This window comes from Streptomyces avermitilis MA-4680 = NBRC 14893 (assembly GCF_000009765.2).
In the GTDB taxonomy this organism is placed as follows: Bacteria; Actinomycetota; Actinomycetes; order Streptomycetales; family Streptomycetaceae; genus Streptomyces; species Streptomyces avermitilis.
This window is the reverse complement of the sequence record NC_003155.5, coordinates 8,595,215-8,616,410: the sequence shown is the minus strand read 5'-3', so window position 1 is coordinate 8,616,410 and position 21,196 is coordinate 8,595,215. Positions and strand designations below refer to the sequence as shown.

Genomic DNA, 21,196 nt, shown 5'->3' with positions numbered 1-21,196 from the left:
GGGGTGCCCCGGCCCGCAGGCGCGTCGTGCTGCCGAACGGGTGGACCAGCGGGCCCCTCTCCGGAAATCCTTCAACCATTCTGCGACCGTGCTTTGGCACGACGGCCGACGGTCGGTATTCACAGGCAGGGCACGTCATGGTCGGCGCGGTACCGCCGCCCGTCGGCACGGTGCTTGGGTCGTCGAGGATCCAGTCCCGGCCCGCCCGGACGGCTCCGTGGAGCGTGGCATCGGCGCCTCAAGGGTCTGTATGTGGTTGTGATCAAGCAGTGTGACTGAGTACCCGAGTCGACCAGTGAGTGCGTCACCTTGCCGCGCTCGCTCTCAATTCCGCGCCAGTCGCGTTGTAGGGGCCTTCTGCTCTCGATAGCTCTCCGAAGCTCTCCGAGGTGTCGGAAGTCTGTCGTCGGTCTCCGTGATCTGTCGGCGGTAGGTCGGTGGAGGTTGCGACCTCGGGCGGGATGGTGCTCCCCATGAGCACGCTGCCTCAGAGCCGGGGTCGGCTACTTCGCCGCAGAGCTGCTCGCCGCCACCGGCGCCGTCGTCGTACTCGGCAGCAGGGACGCCGCGAAGACCGACGCCGCCATGGCCTCGATCCGCTCGCGCGTCTTCGGCGCGCATGTGCGGCCCCTTCAACTGGACCTCGCCGACCTGTCGTCCCTGAAGACCGCCGTGGACAGGCTGGGCCTCGATCATCTCGACGTGGTGGTCCACAACGCAGGTGTCGCGCTCGACGAGCCGCCGCGTCGAGAGACCGAGGACGGCCACGAGCTGATGTTCGGCACCAACCACCTTGGCCACTTCGCGCTCACCCAGTGGCTGGTCCCCCCTGCTGTCCGCGGCGTCGGCGGGCCGCAGCGTGACGGTGGGAAGCTTCGCGGCGCGGTCGGAGCGACTGGACCTGGACGATCTGCAGTCGACCCGGGATCCCCCCAGCCGTTCGACTTCCGCCCGTCACCACCCGGACTGCGCCCGGCCCGGTGGTCATATACGTTCGAATCGGAAGCGGGCGGGGCCGCGGGGTGCGCGCTGTCACGTCCGCCGGTCCACGCCCCTGCAACCCATCGCAGGGAAGGTGCTCCCATGAAGGTCCAGGGGTCTGTCGCCTTTGTCACCGGAGCGAACCGCGGGCTCGGTGAGCAATTCGTACGGGCGCTCTTCGACGCTGGAGCAGCCAAGGTCTACGCGGGATCCCGCGACCCCACCAGGGTCACCGTGCCCGGGGCGGTCCCCGTCGCGGTCGACATCACCGACCTCGAATCCGTGCACGCGGCGGCCGACCAGGCCCAGGACGTGACACTCCTCATCAACAACGCCGGTTTGTCGACCCGGGCCGACGTGCTCACCGCGGACCTGGATTCATTCAGGTTGGAGTTCGAGACGCACGTTCTCGGCACCCTCGCCATGAGCAGGGCCTTCGCCCCCGTTCTGGGGCGCAACGGCGGCGGCGCAGTAGTCAATGTCCTGTCCGTGCTGTCCTGGATATCGATCACCGCCAGCGCCGGATATGCCGCGGCCAAAGCTGCTGAATGGTCCATGACCAACGCTTTGAGAGTGGCCCTCGCGGAACAGGGCACGCAAGTCACAGCCCTGCACGTCAGTTACCTCGCGACGGAGCTGGCCGCGAAGGTGACCGCGCCGAAGTCCGATCCCGCCGCGGTGGCCCGCGCGACCCTCGACGGTGTCGAGGCCGGACTGCACGAGGTCCTCGCCGACGACTTCAGCAGGCAAGTACAGGCAGCCCTGGCCGTCGGCCCGGAGGCGCTGTATCCGCAACTGGCCGGCCGGCACTGATCTGAACTTCGCCGTCCGGCAGTTCCTCGGCGCGTGCCGCTCGCGGCAGGTGGGCCGAACGACGTCATCATGGGGAATCGCCGGACGGGTGGGTTCCGACGGAGGTACCGAGGTCCTCCAGAAGCAGATCGAGCGCCGCCTCCTCGTGCAAGGCGATGCCCAGGGCGGCCATGGTCGGGGTCAGTTCCGGGTCCCACTCGGCGTCCGTCGGTGTGCCGGTGAGGGGGATCTGCGGAGTGCCGTGCAACTGAGCTCGTGTGGCGAGGTACTCGTAGTCGGCCGCCCGCATACGCCAGGGCTCGGCTGCGTACCGGTGCCTGATCCGGTTGGCCAGCGCGATGCCGGGCCAGTCGAAGTCGCCGTGGTAGGCGAACGTGCAGCCGGCCGCCGCCAGCGCGTCCAGGAGGGTGAGGACGACGGTCGTCGCGCTCCCCGAGGTGCAGATCAGGGGCTCCGTACCGCCGCCGGTGTCGGCCGCGGCCTCGACCACGCGGGGGTTCTCGCAGACGTGGACGCGGGTGCGCGGTGGCACCTCCAGGCGCAGAGCGCGGAGTTCGCGCAGGGTCAGGTGGGTTTCCATGTGGTGGTCGGCGCGCTCGCGCAGGGCCCGCTCGCGCCAGGTGCCGCCGGTGGGGCGCAGGCCGTAGGTGAGCACCGTGCTGGAGACCTCGTCGGGGGTGACCGAGGCCATGCGCCACAGGGCCCGGCGGGCCGGCGCGTCGGCGGGGGACTCGACGCCGCGTGCCAGCGCGATGCCGCGGAGGACCAGCCGGGACAGCAGTGTGCCGTCGTCCAGGCCGTGGGCCGAACCGGTGGTGCGGGTGGCCAGTTCGCCGCGGCCCCAGGTGGCGGGGGTGGGGGGTTGGTTCGTGCCGGGGAAGAGCGCCCCCAGGGTCTGGATCGCCTGGGTGATGACCGTGATCGCGGTGTGCGAGTCCTGGCGGGCGAGTGTGCCGCCGCGTCGGATCTCCTCCAACCACTGTGCCGCCCAGGGCTGGGCGGACAGCAACGTGGCTTCCAGCTCGGACCGAGCCGTCGACCACACATGTGCGCGTTCGGCCGCCGCCGCGTCGCGGACCGCCCGACGGTCCGTCAGGGGTGGTCCCAGTTCTTCCAGCATGGCCACCAGGCCCCGTCCGACCGCGCTGGCGCGCAAGCGGGTGTCCAGGTCCGTCAGGCGCATCGTGACGGTGAGGCCGGTGACGGGTCTGGCCAGCAGGAGGGACAGGGCCTCACGTTCCCGTGCGTCCAGCTGGTCCAGTCTGATGGCTCCGGCCGGCCGAAGGCCGTTGCGTTCGAGCCGGGTGCGTACGGCCGTCCAGAGGCGGGCGAGGCCCGGCCGGGTGAGAAACGCGAGGGCGTCGGCGTCCGGGGGACGTACGTCGGCTCGCTCGGGTCCTGTCATACCGACATCAGCCTCCGCTGCCGCCCGTTCCACGTGTAATGGAGTGTGGCCACGCCCCGCACATGCGGGTCGCGCAGGCACTCGTAGATGTGGAGGGACGGTACGTCGGGCCAGTTGCCGATCAGTCGTTCGCTGGTGAGGACGAAGTCGAGGTCCAGGTCGACCAGGATGCGGCCGAGGCGGGCATGCGTGGGCTCGTCGACCTTGGCGAAGGCGTCGTCGAGGAGGATGAGGCGGGGCGCGTGCGGGGCGGCGTCGGCGAGGCTGGTGAAGTGCGCCGCCGCCGCGGCGAAGAGGACCAGGTAGGAGAGGACACGCTGTTCGCCCTGGCTCAGGCCCGTGCGGCCGGAGAGTCTACGGCGGCTGCCCGGTGCCGCGTCGTTCACCACCCAGGGGGTGAAGGCGAACCAGTCACGGTAGTCCAGGGCGGTACGCAGGTGAGCCGCGTATCCGGCGGCCGGGTCGGCGCGGCGGGCGTCCTCGATGCGGCGCTGGAGGACGTCGCGGAGTTGCTCGGACTGTTCGCGGGTGCGCAGCCCGGAGGGGCTGCGCAGGAGGTCGACGGCCGCCTTGACGTCCGCCTCCACACCGTCGGCCAGCTTCCAGTCGAGGGCGACGCCCAGACCGTGTGAGGTACGGACCGTGGCGAGGGTGGTGTTGAGGGCGGCGACCAGGGCGCCCGCGGCCAGTACCTGCGAGGACAGGTGGTCGCCCAACTCGCCCGCCAGGAAACGCTGAAAGACCTCGCGTTCGCGCTCTGTCAGACGGTCACGTGCCTCGGCGGCCTCGGCCGCGATGCGCTCGCCGACCACGGCGATGTCGTGGAGGCCGTGGTCGTCGACGAGCCGGCACAGCTTGATGCCGTCATGTTCCTCGATCGTCGCGTCGTAGCCTCCGGAGAGCTGGTCGCGCAGGTCGGTGTGGCGGTTGAGGAGGGTGGTGTCCGAGATGTCGTGGCGTTCGGCGTCCAGGCCGCGGCGCACGGCGTCGACCAGCAGACGCAGCGCCGCGATACGCTCCCGCACGTCGAGATGCAGGGGGTCCGGGGACTTCAGCGCGACCTCGTCCCCGTCGGTGTCGAGACCCGCTCCTCTCAGCACACCCGGCAGCGCAAGGGCCTTACGCAGTCCCCTGCCGCAGGCCAACGCCTCGGCCTCCTGGTCGGCGAGTGCCTCGCGCCGTGCCCTCTCCTCCTCTTCCGCCCGAACGCGCAGGTCATGCACGTCGGCCAGGTCCCTTCGGATGCGCGGGAGTTGGCGTCCCACGGCGTCCAGGCGGCGCATCGTCTCCGCCTCGCGGTCGAGGATCTCCTGTTCCGTGGCGCCGATGGCCTCTTCCAGAGCACGGACGGTACGGCGGGCGGCCTCCAGGCGGCCGAGCGGCTCGGCGTAGTCCGACTCGGCCTCCCGGCGGGCCGACTCGGCACGCCCGTAGTCCGTCCGGCTGCCGCGATGGCCGTCGGCCGCGGACAGGACCGCGCGCACCCGGCGCCGCAGTCGCTGCGCCCCCTGCCCGAGGCGGTCCAGGGCCAGGCGGACCGTTTCGAGTGCGGCCGGGTCCGCCGGGAGGTCCTGGGCGCTCGCCGTCGCCTCGGCCTCACGCCGGGCGACGACCGCGCCGGCCCGTGCCTGCTCCGCCTCGCGGGCTGCCGTGGCCGCCTGCCCGGCGAAAGATTCGGCGGTCCGCTCGGCCTCGGCGGTACGGGCCCACGCGTCCGTCAGCCCACGCGCTGAGGGCGGTCGGCGCAGGAGGTCCCCGACCTGGTCGCGGTGCTGGGTGAGCATGCGCAGACTACGCTGACGTTCCGCCAGCTCATCCTGTACACGGGTCAGCCGGAGGTCGAGTTCCGCCAGCGCCCGGCGGCGGGTCTCCGCCCGCACCTCCGCGCCCACGTACTCGGCGACCTGCTTGGCGTGGCGGCCGCGGGCCACGCCGAGCCGCCAGGAGCCGTCGACGCCGATCGCGGTGTGCGCCGCGCCCGCCGTGTCGGCCTCGCCGGCGCCGATCCCGCCCCTGGCCAGGGCCACCGCCCGCAACACGCGCTCGACCTGCTCCGCCGTCACTCCGCTGTCCGGCGCGTCGACCGGCCGCAGGACCCGGGCGAGCGTCTCCCCCGGCACGGGTGCTGCCGGGACCAGGAGGGTGTCCCGCGTGGCCGGGTCCAGGACCGTGCCGTCGGCGCGCACCCAGGCGTCGAGCAGGCCGCTCGCCTCCAGTGCCGCTTCCAGCCCTGCCCGCGCGTCCGGCTCCAGGTCATGGGCGAAATCCACCAGCCGGTACAGGGGCGCTCCCGTGCCGGGTGCGCGAGGAGCCGCGCGGTGGGACGGGGGCGGGGGCTCGGGGTCGGTGCGGCGTTCCCATTCCTCGCGCCGGTGCCGCAGACGGTCCCGTTCGGTCTGCAGTTCACGGGCGGCCAGGGTGAGGGTGTCGCGTTCCTCGCCCAGTTCCGCCAGCCACGGGTCGACGGCCGACCGGGCCGCGTCGGCCACCTCGTCGGGGGCATGAGCGGACAGCGGACCGTCGGCCGGATCATGCCCGGCCAGAGCGGACACGGCGGTGTCCACAGGCACCCCGGTGAGGCTCCGCAGCTGCTCGGTCCACGCTCGGGCCGCCGCCGCGTACGCCTCTCCCTCGTGCACGGTTTCCTGCCGACGCTGCTCGGCGCCGGAGCGCGCGTGGTCGGCCTGTTCCTCCAGACGCTCCCGGGCGGCGTCGGCCGCCTGCGCCTCCCGCTGGGCCTCGTCCGACCGCCCCATGAGGGCGCGCAGTTCGGTGACGAACCGGGAGCGGTTCCTGATCACCGGCTGTGCGGCGTCGAGCCGGGCGTCCCAGGCATACAGCGCGGTCGCACAGGTCTCGATGTCGACCGCCAGCACCTCGCTGTGCCGTACCAGGTGGAAGTCACCTTCCGGCGCGGTCAGTTCGGCCGTCCTGGCCGGCGCGACCGGCGCGGCGGGGGTCCCCACGGGCTCCCCCAGGTGCACGGGGTCGACCCCGGACCGTTCGGCCTCCCGCACCAACTCGCCCTGTAGCGTGCTCAGTTCGACCAGCTCTTCACCGAACCGCCCCGACTCGTCGGTGAGCCGCCGCCCGGCCTCCTCCTGATTGCTGTGCGCCTGGCGGACGGCCTTGAAGGCGGCGGCAGCGGCGCTGTGCAGGGCGGTGACGGTGGCGCGCTTCTCCGCCAGTTCCTTCACACCGCGGTACCCGGCGCCGGCGTGCAGCGCGGCCAGGTCCGTCTCGGCTGCACTCGCCTCACCTTCGAGCGCCTCGGTGCGGGCATCGAGTTCCCGCTCGCGCTCGCGGAGCCCTTCCGCGTTGCGCGTCGCGTCACCCGCGAACGTGCGGTACTCCATCAGCTGCTCCAGCGCTCCGTTCGCCCGGCCCGTGCGGCGGCGCAGCGTCCCGTGCAGATAGCCGCGGTAGTCGGCGAGGAAGGTCCGCAGAGCTCGGTCGGTGCGTTCGAGGCGTCCGAGGTAGGCCCTGACGGAGTCGAGGTCGTCCAGGCTGCGGGCCACCTGCTCCACGACCTCGTCGTCGAGGGCGGGCAGGGTCTCGGCGAGGACCGAGACCAGCCCGCCGGAGTCAATGCGGTCACCGATGGTGGGACGGCGCAGCCGGTGCAGCAGATGGAGCAGGTTGCGGTAGCGCGCCGAGTCGGTGAGGCCGAACAGTTCACGGGCAACCCTGGCCCGGTGCTCGACGGCACGGTCGGTGACGTTCTCCGGGCCGACGAGCGACTTGAGCTGGTCGACGGGAAGTGGCCGACCGGCGGGGGCGAGGTCTACGTCCTTACCGACCCGCAGCCGCGTGGTGAAGAAGATCGGCTTCGCCGTCTTGGTCGACCGGGACGCGCGGACGGCCGCGCCGATGGTCAGATGGTGGTCGTTCTCCTCGTCGTCCGTCCGTACGAACTCCAGCCACAGATAGCCCAGTCGGTTGGTCTGCTCGAAGCCGTCGAGCATCAGCCAGGCCAGGGTGGTGCGCCCCGTTCCCGTGGCGTCCAACGCACGGGCGTCACCGTCGAGGAGGTAGGGCAGCAGCATCTCCAGGGCCTTGGACTTGCCGGCGCCGTTCTTGCCGCGAAGCAGCAGGCGCCCCTCACCGAAGGCGAACTCCTGCTCGTCGTACTGCCAGACGTTCCGGATGCCCGCGCGGTGCAGTCGGTAGCGGTGCGGGTTCGGCGGGCGGTTCATCGGGGCGACTCCTTGGAGACGTCGTCCGCTGGGGGCTGGTCGGTGCGGGGTTTGACCGCCACGGTGGTGGCGTACCGGGCGGCTGCGGCGAGCAGGATCCAGACCCCGTCCGTACGGCCCTGGCCGCGCGCCTGAGAGACATCGGTGACGGAGCGGTCGTCGGCCACCGTCTCCCCGTACCCCTCGGGCAGGCCGTGACCTTCCGCGCGTACGGGCCCGGCGGGAGCCATCAGACGCATCCGGACGAGGAGGTCGAGTACGGCCGCGAGGAATCCGTCCCGGTCCTCCAGGTGACCGCGCTGCCAGTTGCTGCGCCTGCCGTACTCCTCGATCAGTTCGTCGAGCAGGGCGGGCAGCAGCCCGTCCGGGACGGGTACGCCGATGACCAGCCGTCCGCCGACTGCCGGATGGCCCGGGTCTTCGGGACGCAGCCGGTCGACCAGCCGCTCCACAAGGAGCAGCGCGGCTTGAGCCACCGTCCCGGTTCCTGGCAGGTGCAGGTCGGTGAGTTCGTCCTCGGTGTCGACCAGGGCGATGCCCTCAGCGCGGATCTCGGCTTCCAGACCGAGCAGTTCGGAGAATGCCTGCGCCTCGCGCCGCTGCCGGGTACGCAGCCATTCTCGCTCCGCGTCCGTGAGGTCGTCGAGGTGGACGACGGGGGTTTCGACGAGACGCCAGCGGACGTACGTACGGGGCCCGCCGAAGCCTGGGTCGGCGGCCCGGCGTACGAGGTCCGCGCCGTCGCGGCTCTGGGCGAGCGGGCCGGCGACGACGGCTCGCGCGATCTCGCGGTCCACGGTCAGCAGAGCCTCCCCGGCCCGTTCCTCCGCGACGGCCGCGACATGTCCCTCGGTCTCCACCAGGACCCCCCAGTCGACGAGTTGCCGCAGCGCGGCCGCGAGGGTCCGTCGCTCGCCCTGCCGCCCGGTGTCGGCGATCTCGATGCCGGCGTCGACGGCCGCGGCCCGCAGGTCGGCGACCAGCCGGGAGAGCAGGAGCTGCTCCGGGGCGGTGACGAGGACCGCCAGCGCGAGGGACAGGTACGCGTACGTCCGCGGGCTGAACGGCGTTCCGGTCGACGGTCGTTCCAGGCGGTGGCCCGAGCCGGGGCCGAGGCCCGCCTTGAAGAGACGGGCGTACGAGGCCTCCACCAGCAGGCGGTATCCGAACACCTGTTGGAAGCGCTGGGCCAGCCAGTCCGCGTGCCGTCGGATCAGCGGGAAGGCGTCGCTGTGCGGTCCGGCGCCGGTGACCAGGGGTTGGGCCAGCAGGAGCCGGGCGGCGGTGTGGCGTTCGGCCGCGAGTGCGACGTCGTGCGCGGAGGGCAGGGGCATCAGGCGCTCGCCTCCCCCACCGCGGGCGCGGACGCGCTCTCGACGGCCACGGTGAGATCGTCCGCCGTCAGGTCGCCGTCCACGGACCGCAGGACCGTGGACCTGCCGGGCGTGCGCCAGGCGGTCAGCCGGATGTCGAGGTCCGCGTCGTGCGCCTGCGCGCCGTCGAGCAGGAAGTCGTGGGCGTCCTTGTGCAGCTGGGCGTTGCCGAGTGCGGTCGTGAGGAGCTCCAGCAGCAGTCGCATGGCCGGGGCGCTGAGGCGCACCTGCTCGAACCTGCCCGAGGCGCTGCGCAGTTCGTCGGCCGCGGCCTGTCGGGCCTCGGCCTGCTGCCGCGCCCGCTCCATGAGGCGGCGTTTCTGCTCGGAATGGTCCTCGGCCGCCGCGGCACGCCCGCGCGGAGCCCTGCTGCCGCGCTCGCGCAGCGCCACCGGCACGTCCACCACGGGTCCGGTCCACCAACTCACGTACGCCGGCACGGACCGGTCGGGGTCCGGCGCCACACCGAGATGACGCGCGCCGTACAGCCCGAAGGCGGCGACCGCCAGGTCGTGGGCCTCTTCCGGCTCCGCGGCGTCGAACCAGGCCGCGAGCCGCAGCAGGTCCTTGCGGCGGGACATCTCACCGGAGGCCGAACGCAGCATCCGCTTGGCGTTGGCGAGCAGCGACTCCAGTGCGCGGAGGGTGGCGTCCCTGAGCTGGTCGACCTGGCTTCCGTGCCCTCCGGTGTCGGTGAACCAGTCGCGCAGACCCTCCCAGTCCGCGAGGTCCCGCCCGCGGCTGCGCTGCACCCGCGTCTCGGTCAGCCCGTGGGCGAGCGCTCCGATGCCCGCCGCATGTGCGTCGACACGGTCGAGCAGCGCGGGCAGGTGCGGCCGGACGGCGTCCAGGTGGGCCGCGATGCGCGGGGCCCGGAAGGAGACGTCCTCGGTGATGGCCTCCACGTAGTCGAGCAGCAGTTCCTTGAACCCCTGGTACTCGGCCGAGTCGAGGTCGTAGCGCGCCAGCACCTGGCCCAGGTAGGCGTAGAAGTCCCGGACGGACTCGGCGAATTCGGCGAACTGCACGAAGAGCGTGCTGATCCGCTCCAGGGCCTGCTGCGGATCGGCACCGCCCGGTGCCGCGGCCATGGCGGCGATCTCCCGCAGGCCGCGGTCGACGAGGGCCAGCAGCTCGCTGCTCACCTCGCGTGCCGCGTCGGCCCCGGCCAGTACCTCGTCCGCGTCGCGCTGTACGCGCTCCCCCAGCTTCGACAGCTGGTAGCGGGACCGCGAGCGCTGATATTCGGCGATGCTCGTCGCCCTGACCGTGTGCGTGCTACGCAGCAGATTGCCCCAGCGCACGAGCTCTTCGAGCCTGCGGGTGAGCGTCTCCGCGTCCAGCGCTGCTCCCGGCCCGCCCTTCTCGGCCAGCTTCGCGAGGAGGTCGGGTACGGACAGGTCCGCGAGCAGCGTGCCGCAGAACACCCGCATCACCGCGACGTACTCCAGGCGCTCGGGCGCGCTGAGGTAGGAGTACGCACTCAGCCGCTGCCAGGCCTCGGCATCGGCTTCCGCACCGCGTACCGGCTTCCCTTCGTTCCCCTCCATGCCACCGAGCGTACGGACCACCGCTGACACTCAGGAGGAAGTCGAGCAAAACCAGCCGCTCAGGCGGCTGGAGCCCATGGCGCGCAGGCAGGGCCGGCCAGCGCACCGAGAGCCTCGCCGCACCACGGCGGCCCATGGTGCGGCGAGGCTCCTGTGCTCAGGTGCGGTACCCGTAGAACGCCGCGGTCGGGTAGGACGCGATGAGGCTCGACAGCGACCGGCGGTAGGTGTCGGCGTCGTGGTACGTCAGGTACGGGACGCCGTTGGAGCCGCGGTAGGACGTGATCATGGTGTGGTCCTTGGACCCGTCCTTGTCGAAGTCCATCTGCAGGACGTCACCGACGTCCAGCTGGTAGACGTTCGCCAGCGGTGTGGTGCGCTTGGCGGTCTGGGTGAACCAGGACCACTCGTTCACGCCCGCCCAGGAGTCGGACTGGCCGTTGGCGACGTAGTACCAGGTGTCGTACTCCTCCGGGGTCACGGTGCTGATCGGCTGCCACTTGCCCGCCAGCAGGCTCTGGCTCACGAAGTTGGTGCAGTCACCGCCGACCCCGTTGAACTTCCGGTAGGCCGTGTTGTAGTTCTTCCAGTACTTCTCGGCGTAGGCGGCCATCGCCGTGTAGTCGTAGCCGGTACCGGTGGTCTGCTTCGGGTTGGCCGGCGCCGGGTAGGTGGTGGCCGCCCGCGGGGCGTCGATGACGGCCGACGGGCGCACCTTCGCCGGCGCCGTCGTGACGGGCTCGTTGACGGCGCGCGGGCCCTTGTCCGTGGAGCGCAGGCCCGACAGCTTCCACGTGCCGTCCGCCTGCGCGACGAAGGTCAGTTCGTGGTGGGCCTTGAAGCCGGTCGTGCGCGGCTCGTCGCCACGGATCTTCTTGTAGGTCAGGACCGTGGTCTCGGTGACCTCGACCGTGGCGCGTGAGCCCTTGATGCGGGTCTTGTCGACGCCGACCCGGGTGTCGGCGGCGGTGTACGCCTCCCCCAGGGCCGCGAGCCGGGACTGCCGGCCGCGCAGCGCGGACAGTGCCGTCCCCTCGGTCTTCGTCAGCGCCGAGGACAGTCGCACACCGCCTTTGATCTTCGCGGCCGTGGACTTCAGCTGCTGCCGGTCGAGCAGCGCCGCGGTGCGGTCGGTGAGCACCGCGTCGGCGATGCGGCCGAAGGCGTCGGTCGTCGCCCGGTCGGCCGTGCCGGAAGTGGCTGCCGAGCCGGTGGCCGCACCGGCGGCCGAGACGGGCAGCAGCGCCGCCGAGACGGCGACCGCGAGGACGGTGGCGCGTCTGCGGCTCAATATCCTTGATCTCACTGAGTTTTCCCCTCTACCCCGGCTTCGATGCCGGGGACGGAATCTTCGCACGATCTCCGCAATGATGGAGACCGCGTGGAGAGGTTGATTCCGGTTGATCCGCCGCATCGTCCGGCAGCGGGAACTCGCCTGCCGGGCAGGCCGGTTGCTACTTGACGACCTCCGACCAGTCGGGCGACTGGGCCGGGTCCAGGGTGCGCAGCTGTGCCCGCACCTCGGGGGTCTGCGCGTCCATCCAGTCGGCCAGCTCACGGAAGGACACGCAGCGGACGCCCTTCTTGGTGCACACGTTCTTGATGACCTGGTCGACGGCCTCCATGTAGATGCCGCCGTTCCAGTTCTCGAAGTGGTTGCCGATGAACAGGGGTGCGCGGCTGCCGTAGTACACGCGGTTGAAGCCGGCCATGTAGGACTGCACGGTCTCCGCCTGCCACTGCGGGTACTGGACCGGATCGCCCTCAGTCTCGCCGTCGGACTGGTTGTAGAGGAAGTTGAAGTCCATGGACAGTCCCTGGTACTTGCCGCCCTCGTAGGGGAGCATCTGCAGCGGGAAGTCCCAGATGCCGTTCTTCTTGGCGGGCCATATCTGGAAGTCGCCCGCGGAGCTGGCGTCGTAGCGCCAGTTGTAGTCCTTGGCCGTCGCCCGCATGGCCTTGAGCAGGTTCTTCTGGCCCTCCAGGCAGGGTGCGCGCCCCCCGCTGATCTCGCGCTTGGCATCGAACGGGAGGGCCGGCAGATCGGTGTAGCCGGTGTTGGTCTTCCACTTCTCGACGAACGAGAAGAACTGCTTGATCTCGCTCTCCCAGTCCGCCACGCTCCAGTCCTTGCCGCCCTTGGCGTCGCAGAAGTGGCCGTTGAAGTGGGTTCCGATCTCGTTGCCGTCCTTCCACGCCTTGCCGAGCTCCGTCAGCGTGGTGCGGATGTGCTCGTCGGTGGGGTAGCTGATCGCGGAGGAGCCCGGCGAGTGCATCGGCGGTTCGTAGAGCGTCTTCTTGGCCTTGGGCAGCACATAGATGCCCGTCAGGAAGAACGTCATATGGGCGTTGTACTCCTTGGCCAACTCCCGGTAGTGCGAGAAGAGCTGGTCGTCGCCCTGCAGAGCGCCGTCCCAGGAGAAGACCACGAACTGGGGCGGCTTCTCACCGGGCTTGAGCCGCTCCGGCTTGAGCTGTCCCTTCTGCGGCCCGGTGTACGACGTGGAACCGTCGCCGAGCACCTTCGTCTTGCCGTCCCACTTGGGCTCGCTCGTCGACTTGTCGGTGTCGTCGCCGGAGCGTCCGCCGTCGGTGGACGACGCGGTCGGCTTCGTGTCGTCCGTGCCGTTCAACGCCAGGAAGGTCGCGGCGATGCAGGCGACGACGAGCAGGACCGCCATGGTGACGATCCCGGTACGGCTGGTCAGCGCCGCTCGACGGTCGGCCAGAGGGGCACGGCGGCGGCGTCGACGTCCGGCATTCGATGTCATGGAAGGCGCATTCTTCGAGGAGGGAGGGAGAACGGAGCGCTGTGCCCGGCCCCCGGCGTCAGCCGAGGGGACTCATGGCACTCGACCAGATGTCGTAGGGGACGCCGGTTGCGGGAGTACCGGCGATCCCCTTCAGTGGCAGGGGTTCGAGGCTCTTGGTCAGGTCCATCCGGTAGACGACCACCGCGGTGGAGACCGAGCGGTTCGTGCCGACGTACCAGGCGGCGGTGTCCTTGTCCGTCGTGCCGGCCTTCCCGGCGACCTGCGCCGACGCGGGTGCCGCGGTGGGGTGTTGGGTGCGGAAGGAGTCCGTGAGCGCGTCGGTGACCTGACGGGCGACATCGGCGCCGACCGCGCGACGGGGGCGCGGGGTGTCGAGGTCGACCTTGGAGCCGTTGCGGGTGACGCGGCGCACCGAGTAGGGCGCGGTGTGGGTGCCGCCGGCCGCGAAGGTGGCGTAGGAACTGGCCATCCGGATCGCGCTGGGCGTCGAGGTGCCCAGGGACAGGGTGGGCACCTGCGGCCCCATGCTGGACGACAGCATGCCCGTCGCCTCGGCGGTCTCGCGGACCGTGGCCAGGCCGGCGTCCATGCCCAGTTGCATGAAGGGGGTGTTCACGGACTCGGCGAGCGCCTTGCGCAGCGTGATCTGCCCCCAGGACGTGCCGCCGTCGTTGTGGGCGGCGACCTTCTTGCCGCTGCGGTCCCAGTAGGGACCCTCGGGCGTGGTGACGGGGACGCCGTCGTCACCGTTGTATACGGAATCCGGGGTGACGGGAGTCGTCGTGGATCCGCGGTCCTTGTGCACGCCGTGCTCCAGCGCGGCGGCGTAGACGAACGGCAGGAACGCCGAACCGGCCGGGACGGTGGAGGCGTTGGACTCGTTGAAGCCCTGTTTGCGGTGATCGGGTCCGCCGTAGACGGCGAGGATCCGGCCGTCGGCAGCCACCGAAGAGCCCCCGTAGTGGGCGGTTTCGGCCTTGCCCTTGTCGTCCTTCTGCGCCTTCTTGCGGGCCTTCTTCACGGCGGCGGTGAGCGCCTCCTCCCGCTTCTTGTCGAAGGTGGTGTAGATCTGGTAGCCACCGAGGTCGAACTGCTTGTCCGAGATGTGTCCGGCCTTCTTGGCGTACTGGGCCGCCAGCTCCACCAGGTAGTCGCTCTGGTTGCCGGTGTCGTACGTCTGCGCCTGCTTGGTCGGCTCGGGGAAGTGCGTGTACTTGGCCCGCTCGGTGGGCGACAGCTTGCCGAGCTCCACCATGCGGTCGAGGATCCACTTCCACCGCTCCACGGCCCGCTGGTGGTTGGCCTGGCTCAGGGTGGGGTCGTAGAGGCCGGCTCCCTTGAGCAGGGAGGCGAGGAGGGCGGCCTCGCTGGCGTTGAGTTCCCCGACGTCCTTGCCGTAGTAGGCCTGCGAGGCGCGCTGGATGCCGTAGGTGCCGCGGCCGAACCAGCTGGTGTTGAGGTAGCCCTCCAGAATCTGGTCCTTGCTCATCCGCTGGTCCAGCTTGACGGCGATCATCGCCTCGGTGAACTTGCGGGTCACGGAGCGGTTCTGGGTCAGATAGACGTTCTTCACGTACTGCTGGGTGATGGTGGACCCGCCCTGCGTGTCCCCCTCGCCCACGGTGCGCCACAGCGCGCGGCCGATGCCGCTGACGGAGATGCCGGGGTCGGAGTAGAAGCTCGCGTTCTCCGCCGCCAGGACCGCCCAGCGCACATCCTCGGGTATGTCCTTCAGCGGCATCGCCTGCCGACGCACCCAGCCGGTGCGGGCCATGGGTGTCCCGTCGGCCCAGAAGTAGACGTTGTCCTGCTGGGTGGCGTACGTGTTCAGGTTGTCCGGTATGTCGGTCGCCGCGTAGGCGACGGCCAGGAACGTGCCGCTCAGGCCCAGGGAGACGAGGCAGATCCCCAGCCACTGGCGCACGGAGGGCATCCAGCGCCGCCAGCCGTCGAGGCCCGGCCGCGGGTACTCCGGCTTGAGCCGTCGGGCGTAGGGCGTGAGACGGACGGTGACACGCGCGATCGCCGTGGGCTCCGCCGCCTTGCGGCGGGCGCCGCGGCGGTGCGCACTGGCCGCCCCGTCGGCCGGCCGGGCCGAGGGGCGCTCCGCGGCCCCCGCCTCCGCGTCCGCCGAGGTCGTGAAGGAGCTGAGGACACGGCGGTGCCAGGGCTGCTTCGGGGCAGCGCGACGGCGGCGCGGACCGGCTCCGGCCTCCGGCTCGGTCACGCCGCACTCCCCGGGCTTGCGCCGTCCCCGGAACGCACCAGTCTGCGATGACATGCACTGGTCATGACTGCATCTCCCTCCGCACTCGCACTTGCGCGCGGATAGATGCAGCTGCCGCAGATGCGACCGCGAGCCCCCCTGCCCGATCTAGTCGGTACTTCGCGCCCCACGTAAATTATCAGTGATTATTGTGAGGTACTCGTAAAGTATCAGCGCCTCATGAGACCGATTCGGCCACCTATCGGACAGAATCGGCCAGGACGGCCTCTCCTCATCCGCGGCAAACTTCCCGGCTCGTACAGCAGTTTGCCTGACCCTGCTCGCGGCGTCGCCACCGGGTGACGCCACCGCGAACACGGTGCGGTTCCCTGCTAGGCCACCGCCTCCCCCGCCTCGGCGACCTCCGCCGCCCCCGGCACGGGCTTCCCGAACTGTGTGCGGTGCAGTTCCGCGTACCGCCCGTCCGCCGCGAGCAGTTGCTCGTGCGTGCCCCGCTCCACGATCCGGCCGGCCTCGACGACCAGGATCACGTCCGCGGCCCGCACCGTGGACAGTCGGTGCGCGATGACCACGGCCGTGCGCCCCGCGAGCGCCTCGGCGAGCGCCTCCTGGACGGCCGCCTCGGAGGTGTTGTCGAGATGGGCGGTCGCCTCGTCGAGGATCACCACGCGCTGGCGGGCGAGCAGCAGACGGGCGATGGTCATGCGCTGGCGCTCGCCGCCGGAGAGCCGGTAGCCGCGCTCGCCGACCACGGTGTCGAGGCCGTCGGGCAGGGAGCGTACGAGCTCGTCGAGGCGGGCCCGGCGCAGGACGTCCCACAGTTCGTCCTCGGCGGCCGAGGGGCGCGCCAGCAGCAGGTTCGCCCGTACCGAGTCGTGGAACAGGTGCCCGTCCTGGGTGACCATCCCGAGCGTGGCCCGCAGCGACGGCGCGCTCAGGTCGCGTACGTCGACGCCCCCGATGCGTACGGTGCCCTCGTCGGCGTCGTACAGCCGCGGCAGCAGCTGGGCGATGGTCGACTTGCCGGCGCCGGACGAGCCGACCAGCGCCACCGTCTGCCCGGGTTCGGCACGGAAGGAGACGCCGTGCAGGACCTCCGCGCCGCCGCGGGTGTCCAGGGCGGCCACTTCCTCCAGCGAGGCGAGGGACACCTTGTCCGCCGCCGGGTAGCCGAAGCGGACGTTGTCGAACTCCACCGACGCCGGGCCGTCCGGCACCGCGCGCGCGTCCGCCTTCTCCTCGATGAGCGGCTTCAGATCCAGCACTTCGAAGACGCGCTCGAAGCTCACCAGGGCGCTCATGACCTCGACGCGCGCCCCCGCGAGGGAGGTCAGCGGCGCGTAGAGGCGGGTCAGCAGGAGGGCGAGCGAGACGACGGCGCCCGGCTCGAGGCGGCCGCGCAGGGCGAACCAGCCACCGAGGCCGTAGACAAGGGCGAGGGCCAGGGCGGAAACGAGCGTCAGCGCCGTGATGAACGCCCACTGCGCCATCGCCGTACGCACCCCGATGTCCCGCACCCGCCGGGCCCGCGCCGCGAACTCGGCGGACTCCTCGTCGGGCCGGCCGAAGAGCTTCACCAGCGTGGCACCCGGCGCCGAGAACCGCTCCGTCATCCGGGTCCCCATGGCCGCGTTCAGGTCCGCGGCCTCCCGCTGGAGCTTCGCCATCCGGCTGCCCATCCGCCGGGCGGGCAGCACGAAGACCGGCAGCAGCGCCAGCGCGAGCAGGGTGATCGGCCAGGACAGGGTGAGCATCACGGCGAGGGTGAGCAGCAGGGTCACCACATTGCCGACGACTCCGGACAGGGTGTTGCTGAACGCGCGCTGGGCGCCGATCACGTCGTTGTTGAGACGACTGACCAGCGCGCCCGTACGAGTACGTGTGAAGAACGCGACCGGCATGCGCTGCACATGATCGAACACAGCCGTGCGCAGATCGAGGATGAGCCCTTCTCCGAGGGTCGCCGACAGCAGGCGGCTGACGAGTCCGAGTCCGGCCTCGGCGAGCGCGATGACCGCGATGAGGACGGCCAGGCGTACGACCGTGCTCTCGTCGCCACCCGACACGATCGCGTCGACGACGCGTCCGGCGAGCACCGGTGTCGCGACGGCGAGCAGCGCGGTCACCACGCTGAGCACGACGAACTGCGCGATACGGCGGCGGTGCGGGCGGGCGAACGCGGCGATGCGGCGCAGCGTCGCACGGGCGAAGGGGCGGGTCTCCCGCTGCGCGTTCATGACGCTGTGCAACTGGGTCCAGGCGGTGGTCTCCATACTCATGGGAGGAACGTTAGAACCTCAAGCAATCTTGAGGTCAACGTCCGACCGGTGAGGTACCCACACAAGAACGTCCGTCCGGTGAGGTGCGCACCCGAGGAGGACCCCACGAGCAACCCGATGACGTGCCCGGCGTGTCAGCCGCCGGCCCCGTGCCCGCAACCCCACGTTGGTGCGGTGTGGAAACCCTCTCCCGATGTGACAGCGGTTCGACTTCCCCAGCAGCTCCCCCGGCGCGTCCCGGTCCGCCAGGTCCTGTGCCTGGTCCCGCTCCTGCTCGTGCTGGTGGTCGCGGTGCGCCAGCGGTCCGTGCTCACCGAGGGCTTCGGCCAGCTGGCGACGGCCCGGTGGCCATGGCTGGCGGTCGCGGTCGCCGCGACCTGTCTCACCTGGGTCGCGGCCGCCGTCACCCGGCAGGGCGCGGTCGTCGAGCGGCTGCCCGCGCGGCGGCTGCTCGCCACGCAGTTCGCGGCGGGCGCGGCCAACCATCTGCTGCCCACCGGGCTGGGCGCGAGCGCCGTCAACCTCCGTTTCATGACGGTGTGCGGCGTGCCGCTCGCACGCTCCTCGGCCGCGCTCGCGCTGTACATGCTCGCGGAGGCGATCACCCGCCTGGCCCTGCTGCTGGTCCTGCTGATCGCCTTCCCGGACGCCCTCCACCTCGGCTCCCTCGTGCCCGACGGAGCGCTCGGCCCCCTTCTGCTCGCGGTGGCCGGAGCGCTGGGTCTCGCCGTGACGGTGCTGCTGCTCGTACGACGGCTGCGCACGGCCGTGCTCTCCTTCCTGCGGACGGCGCTCGGCGAGGCCCGCTCGGTGCACGCCCGCCCGGCCCGCGCGCTCGCCCTGTGGGGCGGCGCGCTCGCGTTCCCCGCGCTCCAGGCGGCCGGCCTTGCCGCCGTGGGGCAGGCGTTGGGCCTGCCGGTCCCGCCCCTGCACATGGCGGTCGCGTATCTGGCGGCGACGGCCGCGGTCGCTCTGGTGCCCACGCCCGGCGGAATCGGCTCGGTGGAGGCGGCACTCGTTGTCGCCCTGGTCGCGGCGGGTGGTCCGGCGGCCGTGGCGACGGCCGTGGTCCTGGCGTACCGGATCATCACGGTCTGGCTGCCTCTGCTGCCCGGGGCGCTGACGCTGGGTGCGCTGGTGCGGCTGAAGGTGATCTGAGAGCGGCCTTTGCCTCGCCGCGACCACCGACAGCGGATACCCGGGAGTAGCCTCGGCCGGGCCAGCCCGCTCCCGTCGCGCGAAGGGGTCAGCCCGATGTCGGTCCGGATCGAACGCCAGGGATACGTCAGCACGGTCGTCCTCTCCCGCCCGGCCGCCCGGAACGCCGTGGACGGGCCGACCGCCGCCGAGCTCGCCGCCGCCTTCCGGGAGTTCGAGGCCGACGAGACGGCGCGGGTGGCGGTGCTGTGGGGCGAGGGCGGCACCTTCTGCGCGGGCGCCGATCTCAAGGCGGTCGGGGGCGAGCGCGGCAACCGGGTCGCTCAGGACGGCGACGGGCCGATGGGACCGACCCGGATGACGCTGTCGAAGCCGGTGATCGCGGCGGTCGCGGGGCATGCCGTGGCCGGCGGTCTGGAGCTGGCGCTCTGGTGCGATCTGCGGGTCGCCGAGGAGGACGCCGTCTTCGGGGTCTTCTGCCGTCGCTGGGGCGTACCGCTCATCGACGGCGGCACCGTGCGGCTCCCCCGGCTGATCGGCACCAGCCGGGCCATGGACATGATCCTCACCGGCCGCCCGGTGCCGGCCCGGGAGGCGTACGAGATGGGGCTCGCCAACCGCCTGGTCCCGCCGGGCCGCGCCCGCGCGGAGGCCGAGGAGCTGGCCGCCGCCATCGGCCGCTTCCCCCAGGACTGCCTGCGCGGCGACCGGGCCTCCGTCCTCGACCAGGAGGGCCTGGACGAGACGACGGCGATGCGCGGTGAACTCCGTCACGGCATGCGGGTACTGGCCCAGGGCGTGGAGGGCGCGGCCCGCTTCGCGGCGGGCGCCGGACGCCACGGGTCGTTCGGCGAGCAGGGGTGAGCCGACGGCGTATCCAGGCCAATTCCGGGTACGGCGACGGCCGGATCGAGGGGCGCTCCGGTCCCAGGTGTCCCAACTGACCTGCGGACGGGCCGGTTCGACGCACGCGCTCTCACTCCTGCCGGCCCGGCATCGAGGCCCAGCGCCGCCCGTCGCCGGTGCTCACCGCGTGCCGGCCGGTCTCCCCCGGAGCGCGGCCGGGCGTCAATGGCCGCTCCGCGCCGACGTGGTGACGGACGTGCGGGAACATGCGGCAGGATGAGCGTTCGCGCCGGACGGGCGAACACCCGTCCGGACGTCATCGTGCATCTCGGATTCCAAGCAGGTGGCAAGTGACGAGACTTCACATCCGGCCGGGCGACCGTTCCGCCTCTCCCGCGGGAGGCGACCGATGAACCGCGCCCTCACCCTGGACGACCTGATGGTCGCCGGCATCGCCCTGGCCGCGGGCCTGGTGGCGGCCTTCCTGCTGCGCATGCTGATGCGCTGGCTGGGCAAGCACGCGCTGCGCACCCGCTGGAGCGGGGACGACGTCATCGTGGACGCACTGCGCACGGTCGTGCCATGGGCGGCGATCACCGGTGGCGCGGCTGCCGCGGCCACGGCGCTGCCGCTCACCAAGTCGGTCGGACACCACGTCAGCCAGACGCTGACCGTGCTGCTCATCGCCGTCGTGACGCTGACGGCGGCCCGGGTGATCAGCGGCCTGGTGCGGGCGGTCACGCAGTCCCGGTCCGGAGTCGCGGGATCGGCCACGATCTTCGTCAACATCACCCGGGTCGTGGTGCTGGCCATGGGCTTCCTGGTGATGCTCCAGACCCTGGGCATCTCCATAGCGCCCCTGCTCACCGCCCTGGGCGTGGGCGGTCTGGCCGTCGCGCTCGCCCTTCAGGACACCCTCGCCAACCTCTTCGCGGGCATCCACATCCTCGCCTCCAAAACGGTCCAGCCGGGCGACTACATCCGGCTGACCAGCGGCGAGGAGGGCTATGTCGTCGACATCAACTGGCGTCAGACGACCGTCCGCCAGCTCTCCAACAACCTGGTCATCATCCCCAACGGCCAGCTGGCGGGGACGAACATGACCAACTTCACCCGGCCGGAACAGCAGATGACCCTGCTGGTGCAGGTGGGTGTCGGCTACGACAGCGACCTCGAGCACGTCGAAACGGTCACCACCGAAGTCGTCGCCGAGGTGATGACGGAGATCACCGGCGCGGTGCCCGACCACGAACCGGCCGTCCGCTTCCACACGTTCGGCGACTCGCGCATCGGTCTCACGGTCATCCTGGGCGTCGGCGAGTTCAGCGACCAGTACCGCATCAAGCACGAGTTCATCAAGCGCCTCCACAAGCGCTACCGCGAGGAAGGCATCCGCATTCCGGCCCCGGCCCGGACGGTCGCGTTGCAGCAGGGGTCCGTGTCGATCCCGCATCAGCGCACCGGCGACGACCTGCCGGCCGGGCAGGGCGGCCCGGCGTCCGCCCTGCTCGACCAGTGACCCGCGAGGCGACCGCGAGAGCCCGCTGACGGGCTCCCGGGGCGCGGTCGCGTCGGGGCGCGGTCCCATCGGGGC

Annotated in this window: 12 protein-coding genes and 1 pseudogene; 5 read left to right on the top strand and 8 right to left on the bottom strand. The window is 71.5% G+C overall.

The genetic code is table 11. From position 1 onward, the window contains the following. Positions 1 to 492: 492 nt before the first annotated feature. Positions 493 to 955, top strand: a pseudogene (locus tag SAVERM_RS40735) (SDR family NAD(P)-dependent oxidoreductase); the annotation flags it as partial. A gap of 128 nt (positions 956 to 1,083) precedes the next feature. Next, complete coding sequence (locus tag SAVERM_RS37120) at positions 1,084 to 1,794, top strand: SDR family oxidoreductase (RefSeq protein ID WP_037647072.1); 711 nt, start codon at positions 1,084 to 1,086, stop codon at positions 1,792 to 1,794. 67 nt (positions 1,795 to 1,861) lie between these two features. Here SAVERM_RS37120 and SAVERM_RS37115 read toward each other — a convergent pair whose 3' ends face one another. The 8 genes from SAVERM_RS37115 to SAVERM_RS37080 all read right to left on the bottom strand — a co-directional run bounded on the left by SAVERM_RS37115 (position 1,862) and on the right by SAVERM_RS37080 (position 17,598). Beyond that, positions 1,862 to 3,199, bottom strand: a complete 1,338-nt coding sequence (locus SAVERM_RS37115; RefSeq protein ID WP_010988620.1) for a TIGR02679 family protein — start codon at positions 3,197 to 3,199, stop codon at positions 1,862 to 1,864. Then, complete coding sequence (locus SAVERM_RS37110) at positions 3,196 to 7,395, bottom strand: TIGR02680 family protein (RefSeq protein WP_010988619.1); 4,200 nt, start codon at positions 7,393 to 7,395, stop codon at positions 3,196 to 3,198. Before SAVERM_RS37110 ends, SAVERM_RS37115 begins: the two co-directional genes overlap by 4 nt. Then, positions 7,392 to 8,729 (bottom strand): TIGR02678 family protein, encoded by a 1,338-nt coding sequence (locus SAVERM_RS37105; RefSeq protein WP_010988618.1) that lies wholly within the window; start codon positions 8,727 to 8,729, stop codon positions 7,392 to 7,394. The genes SAVERM_RS37110 and SAVERM_RS37105 overlap by 4 nt, the downstream gene beginning before the upstream one ends. Next, complete coding sequence (locus tag SAVERM_RS37100; RefSeq protein WP_042494650.1) at positions 8,729 to 10,318, bottom strand: TIGR02677 family protein; 1,590 nt, start codon at positions 10,316 to 10,318, stop codon at positions 8,729 to 8,731. Before SAVERM_RS37100 ends, SAVERM_RS37105 begins: the two co-directional genes overlap by 1 nt. A 157-nt stretch (positions 10,319 to 10,475) precedes the next feature. Then, positions 10,476 to 11,609, bottom strand: coding sequence for an amidase domain-containing protein (locus SAVERM_RS37095; protein ID WP_010988616.1), 1,134 nt, complete (start codon positions 11,607 to 11,609; stop codon positions 10,476 to 10,478). A gap of 163 nt (positions 11,610 to 11,772) precedes the next feature. Continuing rightward, positions 11,773 to 13,089, bottom strand: a complete 1,317-nt coding sequence (locus tag SAVERM_RS37090) for a polysaccharide deacetylase family protein (RefSeq protein ID WP_037647071.1) — start codon at positions 13,087 to 13,089, stop codon at positions 11,773 to 11,775. 58 nt (positions 13,090 to 13,147) lie between these two features. Beyond that, a complete protein-coding gene (locus tag SAVERM_RS37085) occupies positions 13,148 to 15,373 on the bottom strand; it encodes a transglycosylase domain-containing protein (RefSeq protein WP_010988614.1) in 2,226 nt (741 codons plus the stop codon). Positions 15,374 to 15,690: 317 nt separating this feature from the next. Then, complete coding sequence (locus tag SAVERM_RS37080; RefSeq protein WP_010988613.1) at positions 15,691 to 17,598, bottom strand: ABC transporter ATP-binding protein; 1,908 nt, start codon at positions 17,596 to 17,598, stop codon at positions 15,691 to 15,693. 195 nt (positions 17,599 to 17,793) lie between these two features. Here SAVERM_RS37080 and SAVERM_RS37075 point away from each other — a divergent pair, with 195 nt between their 5' ends. From SAVERM_RS37075 to SAVERM_RS37065, 3 genes are all read left to right on the top strand, one after another. Continuing rightward, complete coding sequence (locus SAVERM_RS37075) at positions 17,794 to 18,756, top strand: lysylphosphatidylglycerol synthase transmembrane domain-containing protein (protein WP_037647070.1); 963 nt, start codon at positions 17,794 to 17,796, stop codon at positions 18,754 to 18,756. Positions 18,757 to 18,852: 96 nt separating this feature from the next. Further along, positions 18,853 to 19,620: a crotonase/enoyl-CoA hydratase family protein gene (locus SAVERM_RS37070; RefSeq protein WP_010988611.1), complete on the top strand. Its 768-nt coding sequence runs from the start codon at positions 18,853 to 18,855 to the stop codon at positions 19,618 to 19,620. A 391-nt stretch (positions 19,621 to 20,011) separates the two neighbouring features. Continuing rightward, positions 20,012 to 21,121, top strand: coding sequence for a mechanosensitive ion channel family protein (locus SAVERM_RS37065; protein WP_037647069.1), 1,110 nt, complete (start codon positions 20,012 to 20,014; stop codon positions 21,119 to 21,121). Positions 21,122 to 21,196: the final 75 nt, after the last annotated feature.

Bases quoted from the DNA above. Each gene is read 5' to 3' on its own strand.
- SAVERM_RS37120 (WP_037647072.1), top strand. From the start codon at position 1,084: ATGAAGGTCCAGGGGTCTGTCGCCTTTGTCACCGGAGCGAACCGCGGG.
- SAVERM_RS37115 (WP_010988620.1), bottom strand. From the start codon at position 3,199: ATGACAGGACCCGAGCGAGCCGACGTACGTCCCCCGGACGCCGACGCC.
- SAVERM_RS37110 (WP_010988619.1), bottom strand. From the start codon at position 7,395: ATGAACCGCCCGCCGAACCCGCACCGCTACCGACTGCACCGCGCGGGC.
- SAVERM_RS37105 (WP_010988618.1), bottom strand. From the start codon at position 8,729: ATGCCCCTGCCCTCCGCGCACGACGTCGCACTCGCGGCCGAACGCCAC.
- SAVERM_RS37100 (WP_042494650.1), bottom strand. From the start codon at position 10,318: ATGGAGGGGAACGAAGGGAAGCCGGTACGCGGTGCGGAAGCCGATGCC.
- SAVERM_RS37090 (WP_037647071.1), bottom strand. From the start codon at position 13,089: ATGACATCGAATGCCGGACGTCGACGCCGCCGCCGTGCCCCTCTGGCC.
- SAVERM_RS37085 (WP_010988614.1), bottom strand. From the start codon at position 15,373: ATGTCATCGCAGACTGGTGCGTTCCGGGGACGGCGCAAGCCCGGGGAG.
- SAVERM_RS37080 (WP_010988613.1), bottom strand. From the start codon at position 17,598: ATGAGTATGGAGACCACCGCCTGGACCCAGTTGCACAGCGTCATGAAC.
- SAVERM_RS37070 (WP_010988611.1), top strand. From the start codon at position 18,853: ATGTCGGTCCGGATCGAACGCCAGGGATACGTCAGCACGGTCGTCCTC.
- SAVERM_RS37065 (WP_037647069.1), top strand. From the start codon at position 20,012: ATGAACCGCGCCCTCACCCTGGACGACCTGATGGTCGCCGGCATCGCC.